The following is a 16,782-nucleotide window of genomic DNA, read 5'->3' as shown; positions in this document are numbered from 1 at the left end:
CCTTTCATTACTATTTCTTGTATATAGCATCAAACGGACATTTATCCATACATGTTCCACATTTTATGCATTTATCTTGATCTATTACATGAGGCTGCTTTATTTTTCCAGATATAGCGTTTGTAGGACAATTCTTAGCGCATATGCCGCATCCTTTACATTTATCTGGATCAATTCTAAATTTCAGAAGTGCCTGGCAAACACCTGCAGGACATCTTTTCTCCTTTATATGTGCCTCATATTCATCTCTAAAATATCTTATAGTAGAAAGAACAGGGTTAGGAGCTGTTTGGCCTAATCCACACAAAGAAGACGCCTTAATGGAATTAGCAAGAGTTTCAAGTTTCTCAATATCTCCTTCTTCGCCTTTTCCTGATGTTATCTTATTAAGCAGTTCCAACATTCTTCTCGTACCTATGCGGCATGGTGAGCATTTGCCACATGACTCATCAACAGTAAATTCCAAGAAGAATTTTGCGATATCAACCATACAGTTGTCTTCGTCCATTACGATAAGTCCACCTGAACCCATCATGGAACCAATATTAAGAAGTGAATCATAGTCTATAGGTGTATCTAAATGCTCTGCAGGAATACATCCACCAGATGGTCCACCAGTCTGGGCTGCCTTAAATTTCTTGCCATTTGGTATTCCTCCACCTATTTCAAATATGATCTCTCTTAGCGTTGTACCCATCGGTATTTCTACCAGACCAGTATTGTTGATCTTTCCACCAAGAGCAAATACCTTTGTGCCTTTAGACTTTTCAGTGCCTATACTTGCAAACCATTCAGCACCATTTAATATGATTGCAGGAATATTTGCATAAGTTTCAACGTTATTTATAATAGTCGGTTTTTCCCACACGCCTTTTACAGCAGGAAATGGAGGTCTTGGCCTTGGCTCACCGCGTTTTCCCATGACAGAATTTAAAAGTGCAGTCTCTTCACCGCAGACAAAAGCACCTGCTCCAAGCCTTATCTCTATATCAAAGTCAAACCCAGTATTGAAAATATTTTTACCTAAAAGTCCGTACTCTCTTGCTTGATCTATAGCAATTTGAAGCCTCTTTACTGCAAGAGGATATTCAGCCCTTACATAAATATAACCATGGTTAGCACCAATTGCATATCCTGCTATAGCCATAGCTTCCAAAACGCTGTGAGGATCTCCCTCTAATACGCTTCTATCCATGAAGGCACCAGGATCACCTTCGTCAGCATTGCAAACGACGTACTTAGGCGTCTCTTTTTGGTTGTAAGCAAATTCCCACTTTATACCTGTAGGGAAGCCACCGCCACCTCTACCTCTTAATCCTGACTTTTTGATTTCCGCTATAACTTGCTCTGGAGTCATCTCAGTCAACACTTTTGCCAATGCTTTATAGCCATCAAATGCAATTGCCTCTTTTATATCCTCTGGGTTTATAAGTCCACAGTTTCTTAAAGCAACTCTCTGCTGTTTCTTGAAAAATGCTGTTTCCTCTAAAGGCTTAATTCCTTCCTCTGTGACGCTTTCTCCGTAAAGATACTTTTTAACAACTCTTCCTTTTAAAAGGTGTTCTTCCACGATTTCTGGAACATATTCTTCTTTGACGCGGCTGTAAAACACGCCTTCTGGATACACGACAACAACCGGACCCAATTCGCACAGTCCAAAGCATCCAGTTCTTACAACCTGAACCTCTTTGTCTAAACCTTTATTTGTAATCTCTTCTTCAAAGCATTTTGCTATTCTATCTGAATTTGACGATGTACATCCAGTACCACCGCACACCATAACATGTGATCTATATAACATCTACAGCCCTCCTTTATTCAACACTACTAATAGTCCATTCTTTAATCGGATGTCCATTAACTACATGTTCCGCAACTATCTGCCTTGCCTTGTTTTCATCAACCTTTATATACGTAACTTTTTCTTGTCCCGGAACATAAACATCCACCATAGGTTCATATTTGCACATGCCAATACAACCAGTCTCAGCAACAACCACATCCGTAATATTTCTTTTGCCAAGCTCATCCAATATAGCCATCATAACAGGCCTTGCACCAGCGGCTATGCCGCATGTAGCCATGCCGACAGTGATCCTTATGCCATTCCGATCTTTACGAAGATTTACCTTTTCCAATGTCTCTTTTCTTATCTTTTCTAATTCCTCTATAGATTTCATATTTACACCTCCATGACACAATTTATGTTTTCTTCAAGATACTCAATTAACCACTGCAATACAGAAGGCTCTGTAATCTTTACGCCGTTTAGCAATTTTTTAATATCCAAAGTATTAAATGAAAATTTTCTACCATCTGATATAATTTCAAACAAAACGTCAACATCACTATCAGAGACTATAAGCGAAATTAAAGTAGAAGGTATATCGCCAATTGGAATCAAATCGATACTTGAAAGTTTAAAAGTCCCTTCCACATAAGTGCCAACGCCCTTTTGAGACTTTATTTTTGCATCTCCGCCGCATTGAAGGGCTAATTCTTTAAAAAATGGCAAACCTAATCCGACTTTTCGCTCTTTCCTCGTTGTTGTAAATGGATCAAAAGCTTTCTCTAAAAGTTCTTCGTCCATTCCACATCCGTCGTCTTCAATGCTTAAACGCATAAAATCCTTTTTATGATCAATTTCTAACTTGATCGATATATTTTTTGCACCGGCTTTTATGCTATTTTGAGCAATATCTAAAATGTAAAGCGACAACTCTTTCATATCTAGTCAAATTTCTTCAATATATCTTCAACATCATCAGGTGTCAATCTGCCAAAAACTTCTCCGTTTATCATCATTACAGGTGCAAGACCGCAAGCGCCTAAACAACGAGTGGCTTCAAGAGAAAACTTGCCATCACCTGTCACATCACCTACGCTTATGCCAAGCTTCTCTTTTAATTTGTCAAGAACCATCGCGGAACCTTTTACGTAACAAGCAGTACCAAGGCAAACACCGATTTTGTACTTCCCGGACGGTTTTAATGTGAAGCGGGAGTAAAAAGTCGCAATGCCAAATATCTCTGTCAACGGTACATTCATTTCTTCTGAAATAAATTGCTGAACCTCTATAGGCAAATAGCCAAATATTTCTTGAGCTTCATTCATGACAGCAATTAAAGAACCGTCTGTATCTTTCAACTGGTCTATAACTTTTTTTAACTTGTTTATATTTTCTTCACTGAATTTTTCGTAGATTGCCTGCATCTAATACCCTCCTTTTAAAAAAATCTTTAAAATTGCAAAATAGGACATAATTATTATACCATATGTTAATTATTTTTTTAACAGGTAAAAATAAAAATTTTTTTATTTTCTGATAAATCCCGACTAATTTGATATGTTTTCTTTACTTGCACATCCAGTCAACTACCATATCCAAGTCATCTAAATCAAAGCAATTTACCCTTTCGCTTATATGTCCTAAATGATGAGCATCAGAAGAAGTGAGCACTTTATACTTTTTTATACATTCATCTACAATGCGATTGTCAATCGATGTCGAAGACACTTCGACAGTTTTAAGATTTGGTATATCTGGTATAAAACCGAGATTTGAAATGATGCTGTAAGAAGTGCGATTTATGTGAGCAGGCACAACAGCACCAATGCCATCCATCATTCTAAAGATTTCATCAACAGAAAAGCTGCTGGAAGATAGAAGCAGCTTTTCTGCTTCATCCACAATATTGTCGTCTTTATCCATAATCAATTGATTTCCAAAAAGATATTTGTTATTTTTTACGCAGTCTAAGCTGTTATAAATCATTTCGCCAAAATTCAAACAGTCAAGAATATCAAAAAAATAACATAACACATGAACTTCTTCCTTTGTCTGAACTTCTATGCCTGGTATAAACTTTATTCCCTTTTGCCGGCATAATTCATGGACGGCTTCTACATTTTTAGTTGAATTGTGATCTGTCAAAGATATTACATCAAGCCCTTTTATTAAAGCCATATTGACGATATTATTAGGCGTCATATCATCGTCGGCACATGGCGATAATGATGAATGAATATGCAAGTCATAGTAAAACTTCATTTAATCATCTCGCTCAATTTAATCGCTGCTTCATATGAACTGCCATTAAACGCTATAACAGGTATGTTCTCATCATCAGCCTTTTCTTTAGCATTTTCATCAAGTTTTTCGCCTTCACAGATGATGATGCAGCTTATCTCTGTCATAACAGCAACCGCAATCACATTCACATGCGTCTGAATCGTCACCCATGCACTTCCACTTTTCACATGTGACATAACAAAGCTTAATAAATCACACACATAGACATTGCTTACTTCCTTTTCTATGCCTCCCTCACCCGCTACCAAGGTAAATTCATGGCTTAATATATCCTTTACTTTCAAGGTTTTACCTCCTTATCACTGCCTATTACAGGCGGAATTTTAATAGAAAGCTTGTTTATTTCTTCTGCCAGTATTTTTATCCTGTCTTTTAGTTTAAAGATACAGTCATATTCGCTGGCAAATCCTTTTACTATATCTTCTGCAAGAGCTCTACACCCAGGGGAGCCACAAGAACCGCAATCAAGTCCTGGCAAACTTTTGTAGATTTCATCAATTGAGTTCATCATGTCAATAGCTTTGTCTATGTCTTCATCTAAATTTAAGACATCGCTTTTTTTAAGTTTGACATTTAGCATAAACTCATTAAAATCAACTTCTATATATTTTTTTGTAGCTTCATCCTTGTTTAATTTTTCTTTCAATTTCATTATCCTGTTTCTAGCAACAAAATTATTTGCGACAGTCAAAGGTCCTCCTACACATCCACCAACACAAGCAAGACCTTCAAAAAAATCAATGTCGTCTAATTTTCCTAATTCAATATCCTCCAATACACCTATGACATTTTGAATTCCATCTACAAAAAGACAATTTTCCAATGATGTACCGTACGATTCACCGCCAGCATTTGCCCATCCGACGCCTATCATCGATGAAGTATGATCGATTTTCTTCTCAACAAATTTTCTTTTGTCTAATATCATGCTGTAGACATCCCTCATAGAGAAAACACCATTTATATACGACTTTTCAATGCCTATAGGATTTTTTACGCTAGTGACTTTTGCAGCACACGGCGATACGAAAAACACCCCTATTTCTTCATCTTTTAACCCTGTTTTCTTTTTAGCTTCATCTCTGGCAATCTTCCCAGCCACCTCAACAGGCGGCATTATGTCTAAAATGTTATCCATCAGCGAAGGAAATCTCTGTTGAATAAGCCGGACAATAGCAGGACATGCGGATGATATAATAGGTCTTTTGTAATCTTTCGTCTTTACTATATTCCTCGTTATATACGATACGATGTCAGCAGCATAAGCAACCTCAAAAACTTCGTCAAACCCGCATGACTGCAAAGATGTCAGTATGTCACCTATTGTCATGTCTTTAAATTGTCCGTAAAGAGAAGGCGCAGGAAGAGCGATTTTATACTTGTAATTTTCCATCATGCCTATATCATCTGTCACCACGACTTTAGCATGATAAGGACACACCCTTACGCACTCTCCACAGTCAATACATTTCTCTTTTATTATCTTTGCCTTTCCGTCTCTTACACGTATCGCCTCAGTAGGACATCTTTTTATACAATTGGTACAACCTTTGCATCTATCTCTATCAAGAGTCACAGAATGAAAATACATTGAAAACAACCACCTTAGAATTTAAAAATTAATCGTCATTACGATCTTCGTTCCGCTTTCATCGTGATTAACTATTTCCATAGTGTCGGCATTTCGCTTCATGTTTGGAAGACCCATTCCTGCGCCAAATCCCATCTCAATCACCTCTTTTGGCGCTGTGGAATATCCTTCTTTCATAGCCAGCTCTAAATCTTTTATGCCAGGACCTGTATCCTCAGCAATTATCACAATCTTGTCAGAATATATTTCAAAATGCATTTTGCCTCCGTAAGAATGAATGACTATATTCATCTCGGCTTCATAAGCTGCAATTGATGCCCTTCTAACTATGTCAGACGGTATTGAAAGCATAAGCAGCGTCTTTCGGAACTTGCTTGACGATTCTCCTGCGGATGAAAAATCTCTTGCTTTGACATCAAAATCCATTGTATACGGCTTCACGATTAAAATTCACTCCCACAATTAAGTCCATTTTTATATAAAAGACCACAAGCGATAAAAAGCGGATAATCTGTCTTCATAATTACTATCGATGCGGAATCTGCCATTTTTAAGATCTCAGGTCCAGGCTTTTTACCTCTCACAAAGACGATGCACACTATATCGCCTAAGACCTCCGCTGTCCTAACAACTTGAACATTTGTAAGTCCTGTTAAAAGCAGAGATTTTTCATCTTTTGAAGCCAAAACATCGCTCATCAAGTCTGCACCACATGCCGTGTTTACTTCTTCAGATAATCTATCATGGCCGCAAAGCACTTCCGCATTTAATATTTCTTTCACTTCCTCAAGTTTCATACTACACTCCCCTATTTTAAAGAACTCATGCTGTCATAATACTGTTTTATGGAATCCATAAGAAGCTTCTGAGTTAACCTGTAAGCATTTCCGTCATTTAATTCAAACGATGTCTTTATATCACCAAAATTGTTTAAAATTTGACTATTAATCACCCTTGTATCATCTAAAATCTTTTTTAAATTTTCATCTATATTTATATTATAAGTCATATTGCTATACTTTTTAAAGTACTTTTCTGTATCGTCAATATCTTTTTCGCTGACAGTTCCAAAAGCTATTTTATACGAAAGCTGTGATAAATGTGACAAACTGTTTAAAAAAACATTTAACCTATCAATTACTTCCTTTACATTCTTTTCTGAATTTTTTTCATAATATACCTGATAAACAGGTCCATAGTACAAAGCCACAGATGAATTAATGCCACTTTTATTAAGCTTTAAGCTGAAATCATCGGCATCTTTTTTGTCCATAAATTGTCCCAAACACAAAATATAATTTTCACCATCTTTAAGGATTTCTCCGTAGATTCCTTTCATGGTAAGCAAATTCAAATTATATGAAGCATCTTTTTCATCGCTGTACTGGCCTATTTTTACAACGTAATAATTAAGCTGTGGCACTTTCACAGAATAAGAATAAACATTTTTTTCAGACAGCTTAGCCAGATATGGCTTTATAGCATACTGAGAAATTGCAAATCCTATTCCGATAGATGCTACTATTGATAAAGCCAATAGCAATATAACCCTTTTAAAACCTAATCTTGCATTTTTCTTGTTTTCTTCGTCTGTATACACATAAATCACCTAATTATATATTCTACACCGATCACTAAAATCCTTTTTACAAATCATTCATTATTTGAGACTATATTCTCATTTTTTAAAACGAAAAAGGATTTTTAAATTTTATGTCGAATTATAAAAAATATGAGGAGGTTTTTGAAAATGGACTATGTAGATTCGATCATCGAAAGCAGATTTAGCGATATACAATCGCGATTGCCTGTAAAAATAAACCTCGTGGATAAAAGCAATTCATTTCAGAACATCTTAAATGAATTGATAAGCGAAGGCACTGCTTCAACTGAAGATATAAAATCAGAAACAATTGATTTTAATAATAAAACGCCAGATATGACTGGCGTATCAAAAGACAAAATAGAAAGCTATATAGATGAGGCTTCAAAAAAATACGGCGTCAGCAAGGATTTGATAGATGCTGTCATAAAAGCCGAATCAGACTACAATCCTTATGCTGTATCAAGCGCAGGTGCAATGGGCCTAATGCAGTTAATGCCGTCAACAGCTCAGTATTTAGGTGTGACAAATCCTTTTAACCCAGAAGAAAATATCGATGGTGGGACAAAACTGCTGAGCCAATTGCTTAATAAATACAACAATACTGCATTGGCTTTAGCAGCATACAACGCAGGAGAAGAATCCGTAAATAAATACAACGGCATACCACCCTATGAAGAAACCGTAAACTACATAAGCAAAATATTGAATGACACATCCGATGGTTCAAAATAAGTATGACCACCCGTAAAACGGGTGGTTTGCTCTGGTGTCGTTACTTTTTTGCTTTTTCGTTCTACTACAAAAATTTTTCTTTTAGCCATTATAACTATTATATTCTAATATATTCTAATCTGTTTTTTATTTTTGTCTGTTTGTTTTTAATATCTATATTATAAGAAAGTTATACGTCAAAAATTATAAAATTTACGCAATTCCGATTTGATAAGTTCTTTAATGTCCTCATTTACATCTACTAAAGGCAATCTTACTTTGCCACCTAAATTTAGACCTAATATATCCAATGCCGCTTTGATTGGTGCAGGATTAGGGGCTTTAAACATGCTCTTTTGAAGTGTATATATATCAAATTGAATCTCTCTTGCCCCTATTATGTCTCCAGCTTTATATTTATTTATCATTTCTTTTATTTTTTTGCCAGCAACATGTCCTGTCGCAGCAACCGCACCATTACCTCCAAGACATAGATTAATAAAGATATTAGTATCTTCGCCTGTCAAAATAGAAAATTCTTTTTTTAATTTACTTCGACATACCCTTATCATCTCAGAAGTATTTGTAATATCGTTAAAACAATCTTTTATACCAATTACATTGTCAATATTTGCTACCTTAATAATTGTATCAATACTCATATTAACTGCTGTCCTAAATGGTATATTATAAATCATAATTGGTAAATTTGTGTGTTTAGCTACAGCCTTAAAAAATTGATAAATACCATCCTGATCTGGTCTAATATAATATGGAACAACTATTAACAGACCATCGGCTCCAATATTTTCAGCATATTTAGTCAAACTTATTGTTTCATCTAAGTTTGCACCCCCAGCACCGACAAAAATAGGTACTCTTTTATCAGCTTGTTTTACTGCTCTTTCTATAACTAATTCCTTTTCAAGATGTGATAATGATGTCGATTCCCCAGTTGTTCCAATTGGAATTATAGCATCTGCACATTGTTCTTCTATTAAGTAATCAACGAGTTTGTCAAATTTTTTAAAGTCGACTTTACTCAGATCATCAGTAAATGGTGTAATACATGGAATAACTAATCCTTCCAACTTATGAATATTACTCAATTACCACACACTCCTTGTTAAACTTTATTAAACTTGTGCATACCTCAAGAGCTTTAATTTAAGCCGTTTTATGATATACTTTTTTCATATCACAATAAAAATTTTTATTTGATGTGTAGTCTGTCTACCTTATTAAACATTAAATGAAAAAAATCCTACGTATATAACTTCAACAAGTTTTAATATTATTGACCTTCTTATCTTTTAGACTATTATTCTCATCATGATAGTTATAAATCATAAACGCTGAAAAATTTAGAAAAATTTCCGTCCTCATTGATTATCTTAATATATTCTTAATAGTCCTCTCAATGTATATGCAGAAATTTCTAGTAAACAATTATATGATTGGCTAAATTCACTTTGAGTACAGACAAAAAAATCTGTCAGGATTTTTAAAGAAAAATTAAGATATCAGATTAAACCACTCTTATTCATGTAAAGTGTCACAATTAAAAGCAAAAAACACTTTGGAATTTGCAATTATTGATTGCACATCAAAAGTATTACGATTACAAAAAACAATTATAGCGACAGTAAGAATATCCTTTAAAACATTACTCAATACATTAAAAAATACGTTATGTCGAATCGTTTTAACTATCAACGTTTCTATAATAGAGATTACATCATTTAGAATAAATTGTCAATCATTTTTTGAATCAAATTTTAAATTAAAATTAAAACCACAAATTGTAATATTAAAAGAATTAATAAGCAAAAACGCCCACAAAGCTGAATATATAAATGTAAAATCGCAAACATAATAAAAAAGGGGTCATACCCCTTTTATTGTTTATATTTAGCATTTTTATACCTTTGTTGCGAGCTTAATATCTTTTTTCTAAGTCTTATACTTTTAGGCGTAACTTCCACAAGCTCATCATTAGCGATGAATTCCAAAGCCTCTTCAAGAGACATCTCTCTTATAGGTGAAAGTCTTAATGCCTCATCTGCAGTAGCAGAGCGCAAATTAGTAACATGCTTTTTCTTACATACATTGACATCTATATCGTCACTTCTGGAGTTTTCACCAACTATCATGCCTTCGTACACTTCGACGCCTGGACCTACAAAAAGAGTTCCTCTTTCTTGTGCATTGTAAAGTCCATAAGTCGTTGTAGTGCCAGCTTCAAAAGCCACTAAAGACCCTCTCGATCTTGTAGGTATATCCCCTTTGTACGGTTCATAGTCATAGATTATAGATGTCATTATCCCATTTCCCTTGGTATCAGTAAGAAATTCAGAGCGATATCCTATGAGGCCTCTTGTCGGTATCTTAAATTTCAGCCTTAATGTACCAGGTTTTAAAGTGTGCATATCCATAAGCTCTCCTTTTCTTGAGCCCATCTTTTCCATGACTACACCCATGTAATCTTCTGGTATGTCAATAGTAACAAGCTCAATAGGTTCGTGCTTGACACCATTTATCTCCTTTATAATCACAGATGGCTTAGATACCTGAAGCTCATATCCTTCACGCCTCATAGTCTCTATCAAAATGGATAAATGCAGCTCGCCACGTCCAGACACCTTAAATGCTTCTGTCGTTTCTGTCTCCTCAACCCTTAATGCTACATTCGTTTCAAGCTCTTTAAAAAGCCTTTCTCTTAAATGCCTTGATGTTACGTATTTGCCTTCTCTACCTGCAAACGGACTCGTATTTACGCCAAATGTCATGGAAATGGTTGGCTCTTCTATTTCAACAAAATCTACAGCCTCTGGCTTTTCTGGGTCGGCTATCGTCTCTCCAATCTCAATGTCGCTTATGCCTGATACAGCTACTATATCACCTAATTTAGCATCATCAACCTGCACCCTTTTCAAACCTTCATATTGATACAGATTGCTTAATTTAACATTTTGCAAAGACCCATCTCTCTTGCATATTGCCACATTTTCACCTGATACGATTTTACCTCTAACCACTTTTCCAATGGCGATTCTTCCAATGTAATCATCATAGTCAAGTGTGGTAACAATAAGCTGCAGTGGATCATCTATATTACCTTCTGGCGCCGGAATCTCTTTTAAGATAGTATCAAAAAGAGGACGCAAATCTACTGATTCATCCTTTAAACTTAACTTAGCAATGCCTTCTCTGGCAGAAGCATATACTACAGGAAAATCAATCTGATCATCATCAGCACCCAATTCAATAAAAAGATCAAGGACTTCATCGATGACTTCCTCTGGCCTTGCATCAGGTCTATCGATTTTGTTCACAACTACTATAGGTTTTAAATTAAGCTCTAAAGCCTTGCTTAATACAAATCTGGTCTGAGGCATTGGTCCTTCGAAAGCATCTACAAGCAATAATACACCATCAACCATTTTTAGTACCCGTTCTACCTCGCCGCCAAAATCAGCATGTCCAGGCGTATCGACTATGTTTATCTTTACACCATTGTACCTTATGGCAGTATTCTTCGAAAGAATAGTTATTCCTCTTTCTCTTTCCAATTCATTTGAATCCATTACTCTTTCTTCGACTTTCTCATTCTGTCTAAAAATGCCACTTTGCTTAAGCATTCCATCTACTAAAGTTGTTTTCCCATGATCAACATGCGCTATTATAGCTACATTCCTTATATCGTCCCTTACAAACCCCATTTAGGTTAACTCCTTCCATACAAATGCAAATTTTATACAATATATAATGATATATTAATATGCTTAAATAGTCAACAAACTATAAATATCACCTAAAAATGCATCAAAAAAAGACACATGAAAGTGCCTTTTTGTCTTTATGCATATTTACTGTATAACTCTTCTGGCTGTAGCATAATGAGCGCTGTAGTAGTCTTCATACAAAGAGCTTATCATGACTTTTCCAGCACCAGATGAAGCGTGCATAAACTGTCCATTTCCTATGTATATCCCAGCATGGTTTATTATGCTGCTCCCTAATGTCTTAAAAAACACCAAATCTCCAGGCTGCAAATTAGCTTTGTCAACGTACGTACCTACTGTAGCTTGATCATCAGCTACCCTCGGCAAAGTAATTCCGACGCTTTTAAAGACGTATTGAGTAAAACCGGAACAATCAAAACCCGATGGAGATTCACCACCGTAAACATACCTCGTTCCTAAAAACTCTTTTCCAAAGTCAATAAGCCTCGAGGCAATGCTTCTATCAACATCACCCCTTGACACCGTACTTGAAGACCTTAATGAAAGGTACTTGCCGTATATCCAGCCTACAGTTCCATCTGAAAGCTTTATGTTGTACCAGCCATTATCCTGTCCAATCACTGTAACCACATCGCTATAGTTTAACTGTGTAATAACCTTTGACGACAAGCTTCCGCCATTTCTGACATTTACACCGTTTCCAATGACAACGCCACTTCCCAGATCTGCTGCATAAATATGTGTAAGCATCGAAGAACCCACCATCGTCATACCGAAAACGGATACACCAAAAATAAATTTACCTAATTTGCTATTCATAGCTAATCTCCTTCCTTTTGCCTCCGGAGTTAGTTGACGGGTGCGGGATAGAAGGTACCCCTACTGCATATGGCAGATTAACCCCAAACATGAAAAATCCTCCGTACCTAAATAGGATTCGGCAAGATTGCTAATATGTACAAGTTTCTTTTATTTTATCAAAAACGATTAATAAAGTCAATGTTTTCATAATAATTTTTTAAGATTTTTTTAATAAACTCTTAATATATTTTATAAAAAATTTATAAATTTGTTACAATCTCTATAAACAAGCGGCTTATTGTAGTATAATTTTACTTGATGTACGAAAAGGAGGATATAAATGAGCCAAATAGTCATACTTCAAAAAATCGCAATAAGCATCATCATAATATTTTTTGGTTACGCAGTAAAGAAAATGAAATTTTTACCTGCGGAAACAGGAAAAGTCCTGAATAGTTTTATAATCTACATAACATTGCCTGCCAGCATCGCAAAAGTTTTCTTGACTACAAAAGTAAATACAAACTTATTCGTTTTGACATTATCAGGCTTTGCTTTTGGTTTCATCACTTTTATTATAGGCTTTTTAGCCTTTAGAAACGCAAATTTAAAAAGAGAAACAAAAGGTACTTTGATCATATCTCTCTGCGGATACAACATAGGTCTTTTTGCTTTCCCGTTTGTCCAACAAATCTATGGCAACAATGGTCTTTTGCACATCGCAATGTTTGACATGGGAAATTCATTTAATGTCTTTGGAATCGCATATATCGCTGCATACGCATTTTCTCAGAGTGATAAATTAGATCTGAAAAAAGTATTTAAAAAGATCTTGTACTTTGTACCTTTTGACACTTATATAATAGCCTTCCTTTTGAATGTCATGGGTGTTAAATTCCCAAGTTTAATCGTCAACCTGGCAGAGCAAATTTCGATGCCGAATACAACATTAGCTTTGTTTGTAATAGGGTATTTTCTTGATTTTAATTTAGAAAAGGATGAAATTTTATCACTAGTTAAAGGACTTGCCATAAAATATGCGCCAGGCATAGCACTGTTTTTTGTCTTGCCTATGTTTTTCAATACTGCATCGATGACAATTAAAGCTATAATGTTAGGGACCATCATGCCGACAGCGCTTGTAGCAGTCATATATTCTGATGAGAGAAATCTAAACACCAAACTGGCATCGATCTTTATAACGACAACGACGATTGTTGCGATTGTATTCATGTCAATTATAATGGTAAAATGGCATTAAAAAAAGCCTTTTGAAAGGCTTTTTTTATGTAAAATATTTATTTTCATTTTGGTGCGGAGGGCGGGACTTGAACCCGCACGGAAAACTCCATACGCCCCTCAAACGTACGCGTCTGCCTATTCCGCCACCCCCGCGTCACAATATCGTCAGCACATTAGTCATTATATAATGTTTTTTTGTTTGTGTCAATACCTTTTTGCATAAATTGCGATTCAGTAAGTATTATATAGACAAATATGAATTCATGCCTGTCTATATTATCCTTTTTAATTTTGCATTCTCTATCCTTCCAGGAATTCGGCCTCTTTTTGCAATAGGTTCTCCTTCTACTTCTTTAATATCCATCGTCATGTCTATAGGAGATGCATCTGATATATAGCTGCCAACGCCAAATGCATCTGCACCGCTTAATGCAAGCTCTTTTATCCTTTCTGGTGTAAGCCCACCAGACACAATGATCTTGACATTGTCAAATCCTTTTTGATTAAGCCTCTGCCTAAGCTCATACACAAGACTTGCCGTTACGCCTCCTCTCTCAGACGGCGTATCCAATCTTATGCCATACAACCTATCTCCTAAAAATTCAGCCACCCTCAATGATTCTTCAATTTCATCTTTAAATGTATCTACTAAAATAGTTATTTTCTCATCTTTAGGCGTTATCTCACTGTAAGCTTTAGCTATAGTAAGAGTGTCGCCAGCTATCAGAAAAGCCGCATGTGGTACTGTCCCCTTTGGCTCGCGTCCTAAAAGCTTCGCGCCTAATATGCAACTGGCATCATCAGCGCCACCTATTAGTGCTGCCCTTTCCATGACAGGAGCCACTGCAGGATGCACATGTCTTGCACCAAAACAAAGTAAAGGCTTGTCTGGAATAACTTCTTTAAGCTCTCTTGCTGCAGTAGCCCATCCGCATGAACTTGCCAACATACCCAATATCACAGTTTCATACGTACCAAACTCGCTGTACGGTCCAATGATTCTCATAACAGTCTCTTTTGGTTCAAAAGTCTCTCCTTCATCTATAGACCACACTTCAATGTTTTTATCTTTTAAGACATTTTTTACTTCAGGCAACCCTGCAAAAACACCACTTTTTCTTGCAAATATCTCTGCCGTAACGACTTTCCCGTCTATTCCTAAATGCTTTAAAATATCTTGCGTCCTTAGAAAATAAACGTCTGTAGTCGCGCCATTTTTTATTTCGTCATGTGTGGCAGAAAAAAATTCCCTATCGCTACTCACCTTAACTTCCCTTAAGTCTTCAAGATGCTTTATAATTTTCATATGTATTCTTCTCCCTCTCTATAATCTAAATATCCTAAGTAAGATTGTCGTAATGCCAAGGGCTATCATTGGTCCAACCGGTGCTCCCTTAAAGAAGCTTACACCAATCACAGTACCCAGCAAAACACCTACAACACCATTTGTATCTACTTTCATGGCATTAAGGCCTATAGATGCCAATACAGCTACAATTATCCCAGCAATAACTGTAATAACCCCTTCCATGCTTTTTGCAGCATTTAAAAAATCATCAACTGATACTTTGCTCATTGCAAGAGGTGACAAGGCTCCCATAGTCAATACTATTATACCAAGATTCATGCCATTTTTCGATACAAATTGATTAATTATTTCCAAGTTCATAAGTTTAATAAAAAGAAGCATTAGAATAGCAGCCGCAACATTGTTGTTTTTTCCTATAATGCTGAAAAACAACATGATGGATAGAATCAAAACCCCAAAATCCATTTATGATCCCTCGCAACATAATGTTGTGCAATGTTTCAAACTATCTGTATAAATTTGTGTAAATCTTATAATACTTAAGCACCTTTTTAATGTACTTATCCGTCTCTGAAAAAGGCACTTTCTTGAGATTGCTGCCATTTTCCGAGTACCTCTTGTCCTTTAACCAATTTGAAACATTGCCACTTCCTCCATTATATGCGGCTACTGCCAAAGTGACATCATTATTAAATTGTTTTAAAAGGTATTTTAGATACCATGTTCCTATATTTATATTGTAATCTGGATTAAAAAGCATATTAACGCTAAAATTTTTAATGCCTATGTAATTAGCAACCCAAGTTCCTGTCTCAGGTATCACTTGCATAAGGCCTATAGCCCCTTTGCTTGAAACGCTGTCAGGATTAAAATTGCTTTCTGCCTTTATCATGGCAAAAATCAAATTAGGGTCTACTCCATACTGATTTGAATAGAAGTACACCTGTTGACTGTATTTTTTAGGATATAATTGCTTTAGAAACCAATTTGTCTTAACTCCATATACCGTCAAGACAGTAATCGCTGCTACTATCACCAATATGACTTTTTTAAACTTCAATATAATACCTCCAGATGTTCTATTTTGAAAAGCGCCCCCACAACAGCTCAACTTGTCTTTTTATGGCATTAAAATCCTTGCAGTTATTAATTATAAAATCTGCGTACTTCATTTTGTCCTCTATAGACATCTGGCTTTTAATACGGTTCAGTGCGTCTTTATAGCTTAAATTGTCTCTTTTCATAAGCCTTCTAATCTGTGTCTTTTTATCAACAACCACAAGCCATACTTCATCTACCATATTAAAAAGCTTCATCTCAATTAACAATGCTGCATCAAGCACGATGGCTTTCTCTTTGCCTTTTTTTCTCTCTTCCTCTATTATATCTTTTATCCTTTTTATTATTTCCGGATGCGTAATTTCATTTAATTTATTCAATTTTTCTTTATCAGCAAAAACAAGGTTACCCAGTTTTCTCCGGTCTATCTCGCCATCTTTTCGCAAAATTTCTCTTCCAAACACACTTACTAATATATTATATGTGTCAGTACCCTTTATCATAATCTCTCTTGAAACTACATCCGCATCAATTATTACTGCTCCAAGGCTTTTTAATATGGATGAAACGGTGCTTTTCCCTGACGCTATTCCGCCTGTCAATCCGATTACCCTCACCATCGCA

General features: G+C 35.7%; 19 protein-coding genes, 1 tRNA gene and 1 riboswitch. Of the genes, 2 read left to right on the top strand and 18 right to left on the bottom strand.

Features of this window, described 5'->3' with window-relative positions:
- Window positions 1-10: 10 nt before the first annotated feature.
- The 10 genes from nuoF to JJQ93_RS02270 all read right to left on the bottom strand — a co-directional run bounded on the left by nuoF (window position 11) and on the right by JJQ93_RS02270 (window position 7,293).
- Window positions 11-1,801, bottom strand: coding sequence for an NADH-quinone oxidoreductase subunit NuoF (gene nuoF, locus JJQ93_RS02315; RefSeq protein ID WP_274892627.1), 1,791 nt, complete (start codon window positions 1,799-1,801; stop codon window positions 11-13).
- A gap of 13 nt (window positions 1,802-1,814) precedes the next feature.
- Window positions 1,815-2,180, bottom strand: coding sequence for a (2Fe-2S) ferredoxin domain-containing protein (locus JJQ93_RS02310; RefSeq protein WP_014758971.1), 366 nt, complete (start codon window positions 2,178-2,180; stop codon window positions 1,815-1,817).
- A gap of 2 nt (window positions 2,181-2,182) precedes the next feature.
- Window positions 2,183-2,728 (bottom strand): ATP-binding protein, encoded by a 546-nt coding sequence (locus tag JJQ93_RS02305; protein ID WP_085112665.1) that lies wholly within the window; start codon window positions 2,726-2,728, stop codon window positions 2,183-2,185.
- Window positions 2,729-2,730: 2 nt separating this feature from the next.
- Entirely contained in the window at window positions 2,731-3,213 is a 483-nt protein-coding gene (locus JJQ93_RS02300; RefSeq protein WP_014758973.1) for an NADH-quinone oxidoreductase subunit NuoE family protein, read from the bottom strand.
- A gap of 142 nt (window positions 3,214-3,355) precedes the next feature.
- Window positions 3,356-4,051: a PHP domain-containing protein gene (locus tag JJQ93_RS02295; RefSeq protein ID WP_085112666.1), complete on the bottom strand. Its 696-nt coding sequence runs from the start codon at window positions 4,049-4,051 to the stop codon at window positions 3,356-3,358.
- Window positions 4,048-4,377: a DRTGG domain-containing protein gene (locus JJQ93_RS02290; protein ID WP_085112667.1), complete on the bottom strand. Its 330-nt coding sequence runs from the start codon at window positions 4,375-4,377 to the stop codon at window positions 4,048-4,050. The genes JJQ93_RS02295 and JJQ93_RS02290 overlap by 4 nt, the downstream gene beginning before the upstream one ends.
- Complete coding sequence (locus JJQ93_RS02285) at window positions 4,374-5,684, bottom strand: [Fe-Fe] hydrogenase large subunit C-terminal domain-containing protein (RefSeq protein ID WP_085112668.1); 1,311 nt, start codon at window positions 5,682-5,684, stop codon at window positions 4,374-4,376. The genes JJQ93_RS02290 and JJQ93_RS02285 overlap by 4 nt, the downstream gene beginning before the upstream one ends.
- Before the next feature lie 21 nt (window positions 5,685-5,705).
- Window positions 5,706-6,125: an ATP-binding protein gene (locus JJQ93_RS02280; protein ID WP_085112669.1), complete on the bottom strand. Its 420-nt coding sequence runs from the start codon at window positions 6,123-6,125 to the stop codon at window positions 5,706-5,708.
- Window positions 6,126-6,127: 2 nt separating this feature from the next.
- A complete protein-coding gene (locus JJQ93_RS02275) occupies window positions 6,128-6,481 on the bottom strand; it encodes a DRTGG domain-containing protein (RefSeq protein WP_085112670.1) in 354 nt (117 codons plus the stop codon).
- 11 nt (window positions 6,482-6,492) lie between these two features.
- The gene (locus tag JJQ93_RS02270; RefSeq protein ID WP_274892625.1) at window positions 6,493-7,293 is read right to left on the bottom strand and encodes an SPOR domain-containing protein; all 801 of its coding nucleotides are present in this window, start codon (window positions 7,291-7,293) and stop codon (window positions 6,493-6,495) included.
- A gap of 141 nt (window positions 7,294-7,434) precedes the next feature.
- Here JJQ93_RS02270 and JJQ93_RS02265 point away from each other — a divergent pair, with 141 nt between their 5' ends.
- Window positions 7,435-8,022 (top strand): lytic transglycosylase domain-containing protein, encoded by a 588-nt coding sequence (locus JJQ93_RS02265; protein WP_274892624.1) that lies wholly within the window; start codon window positions 7,435-7,437, stop codon window positions 8,020-8,022.
- Between the two features lie 176 nt (window positions 8,023-8,198).
- Here JJQ93_RS02265 and dapA read toward each other — a convergent pair whose 3' ends face one another.
- The 3 genes from dapA to JJQ93_RS02250 all read right to left on the bottom strand — a co-directional run bounded on the left by dapA (window position 8,199) and on the right by JJQ93_RS02250 (window position 12,566).
- Window positions 8,199-9,092 carry a 4-hydroxy-tetrahydrodipicolinate synthase gene (gene dapA / locus JJQ93_RS02260; protein WP_274892623.1) on the bottom strand — a complete coding sequence of 298 codons (894 nt, stop codon included), beginning with the start codon at window positions 9,090-9,092 and terminating at the stop codon, window positions 8,199-8,201.
- 807 nt (window positions 9,093-9,899) lie between these two features.
- On the bottom strand, window positions 9,900-11,723 hold the full coding sequence (gene typA / locus JJQ93_RS02255; RefSeq protein ID WP_085112673.1) for a translational GTPase TypA: 1,824 nt from the start codon (window positions 11,721-11,723) through the stop codon (window positions 9,900-9,902).
- A gap of 147 nt (window positions 11,724-11,870) precedes the next feature.
- Window positions 11,871-12,566: a C40 family peptidase gene (locus tag JJQ93_RS02250; protein ID WP_274892622.1), complete on the bottom strand. Its 696-nt coding sequence runs from the start codon at window positions 12,564-12,566 to the stop codon at window positions 11,871-11,873.
- A 3-nt stretch (window positions 12,567-12,569) separates the two neighbouring features.
- Window positions 12,570-12,700: riboswitch (cyclic di-AMP (ydaO/yuaA leader) on the bottom strand.
- A 188-nt stretch (window positions 12,701-12,888) separates the two neighbouring features.
- Here JJQ93_RS02250 and JJQ93_RS02245 point away from each other — a divergent pair.
- Window positions 12,889-13,809, top strand: coding sequence for an AEC family transporter (locus JJQ93_RS02245; RefSeq protein ID WP_274892621.1), 921 nt, complete (start codon window positions 12,889-12,891; stop codon window positions 13,807-13,809).
- Between the two features lie 49 nt (window positions 13,810-13,858).
- On the opposite strand, the gene JJQ93_RS02240 is transcribed toward JJQ93_RS02245, so the two are convergent.
- The 5 genes from JJQ93_RS02240 to coaE form a co-directional block, all read right to left on the bottom strand.
- A tRNA-Leu gene (locus JJQ93_RS02240) sits at window positions 13,859-13,943 on the bottom strand.
- Window positions 13,944-14,061: 118 nt separating this feature from the next.
- Window positions 14,062-15,096, bottom strand: coding sequence for a nicotinate phosphoribosyltransferase (locus JJQ93_RS02235; protein ID WP_085112676.1), 1,035 nt, complete (start codon window positions 15,094-15,096; stop codon window positions 14,062-14,064).
- 18 nt (window positions 15,097-15,114) lie between these two features.
- Entirely contained in the window at window positions 15,115-15,564 is a 450-nt protein-coding gene (locus JJQ93_RS02230) for a DUF441 domain-containing protein (protein WP_085112677.1), read from the bottom strand.
- Window positions 15,565-15,604: 40 nt separating this feature from the next.
- Window positions 15,605-16,159: a lytic transglycosylase domain-containing protein gene (locus JJQ93_RS02225; RefSeq protein WP_274892619.1), complete on the bottom strand. Its 555-nt coding sequence runs from the start codon at window positions 16,157-16,159 to the stop codon at window positions 15,605-15,607.
- A gap of 19 nt (window positions 16,160-16,178) precedes the next feature.
- The gene (gene coaE, locus JJQ93_RS02220) at window positions 16,179-16,775 is read right to left on the bottom strand and encodes a dephospho-CoA kinase (protein WP_274892618.1); all 597 of its coding nucleotides are present in this window, start codon (window positions 16,773-16,775) and stop codon (window positions 16,179-16,181) included.
- Window positions 16,776-16,782: the final 7 nt, after the last annotated feature.

Source organism: Thermoanaerobacterium sp. R66 (assembly GCF_028895185.1).
GTDB lineage: Bacteria > Bacillota > Thermoanaerobacteria > Thermoanaerobacterales > Thermoanaerobacteraceae > Thermoanaerobacterium.
The sequence above is the reverse complement of the archived record's forward strand: the minus strand, read 5'-3'. Positions and strand labels throughout refer to the sequence as shown.

Bases quoted from the DNA above. Each gene is read 5' to 3' on its own strand.
- JJQ93_RS02250 (WP_274892622.1), bottom strand. From the start codon at position 12,566: ATGAATAGCAAATTAGGTAAATTTATTTTTGGTGTATCCGTTTTCGGT.
- JJQ93_RS02300 (WP_014758973.1), bottom strand. From the start codon at position 3,213: ATGCAGGCAATCTACGAAAAATTCAGTGAAGAAAATATAAACAAGTTA.
- JJQ93_RS02235 (WP_085112676.1), bottom strand. From the start codon at position 15,096: ATGAAAATTATAAAGCATCTTGAAGACTTAAGGGAAGTTAAGGTGAGT.
- JJQ93_RS02295 (WP_085112666.1), bottom strand. From the start codon at position 4,051: ATGAAGTTTTACTATGACTTGCATATTCATTCATCATTATCGCCATGT.
- JJQ93_RS02265 (WP_274892624.1), top strand. From the start codon at position 7,435: ATGGACTATGTAGATTCGATCATCGAAAGCAGATTTAGCGATATACAA.
- nuoF (WP_274892627.1), bottom strand. From the start codon at position 1,801: ATGTTATATAGATCACATGTTATGGTGTGCGGTGGTACTGGATGTACA.
- JJQ93_RS02230 (WP_085112677.1), bottom strand. From the start codon at position 15,564: ATGGATTTTGGGGTTTTGATTCTATCCATCATGTTGTTTTTCAGCATT.
- JJQ93_RS02305 (WP_085112665.1), bottom strand. From the start codon at position 2,728: ATGAAAGAGTTGTCGCTTTACATTTTAGATATTGCTCAAAATAGCATA.
- JJQ93_RS02245 (WP_274892621.1), top strand. From the start codon at position 12,889: ATGAGCCAAATAGTCATACTTCAAAAAATCGCAATAAGCATCATCATA.
- JJQ93_RS02275 (WP_085112670.1), bottom strand. From the start codon at position 6,481: ATGAAACTTGAGGAAGTGAAAGAAATATTAAATGCGGAAGTGCTTTGC.
- typA (WP_085112673.1), bottom strand. From the start codon at position 11,723: ATGGGGTTTGTAAGGGACGATATAAGGAATGTAGCTATAATAGCGCAT.
- JJQ93_RS02285 (WP_085112668.1), bottom strand. From the start codon at position 5,684: ATGTATTTTCATTCTGTGACTCTTGATAGAGATAGATGCAAAGGTTGT.
- JJQ93_RS02310 (WP_014758971.1), bottom strand. From the start codon at position 2,180: ATGAAATCTATAGAGGAATTAGAAAAGATAAGAAAAGAGACATTGGAA.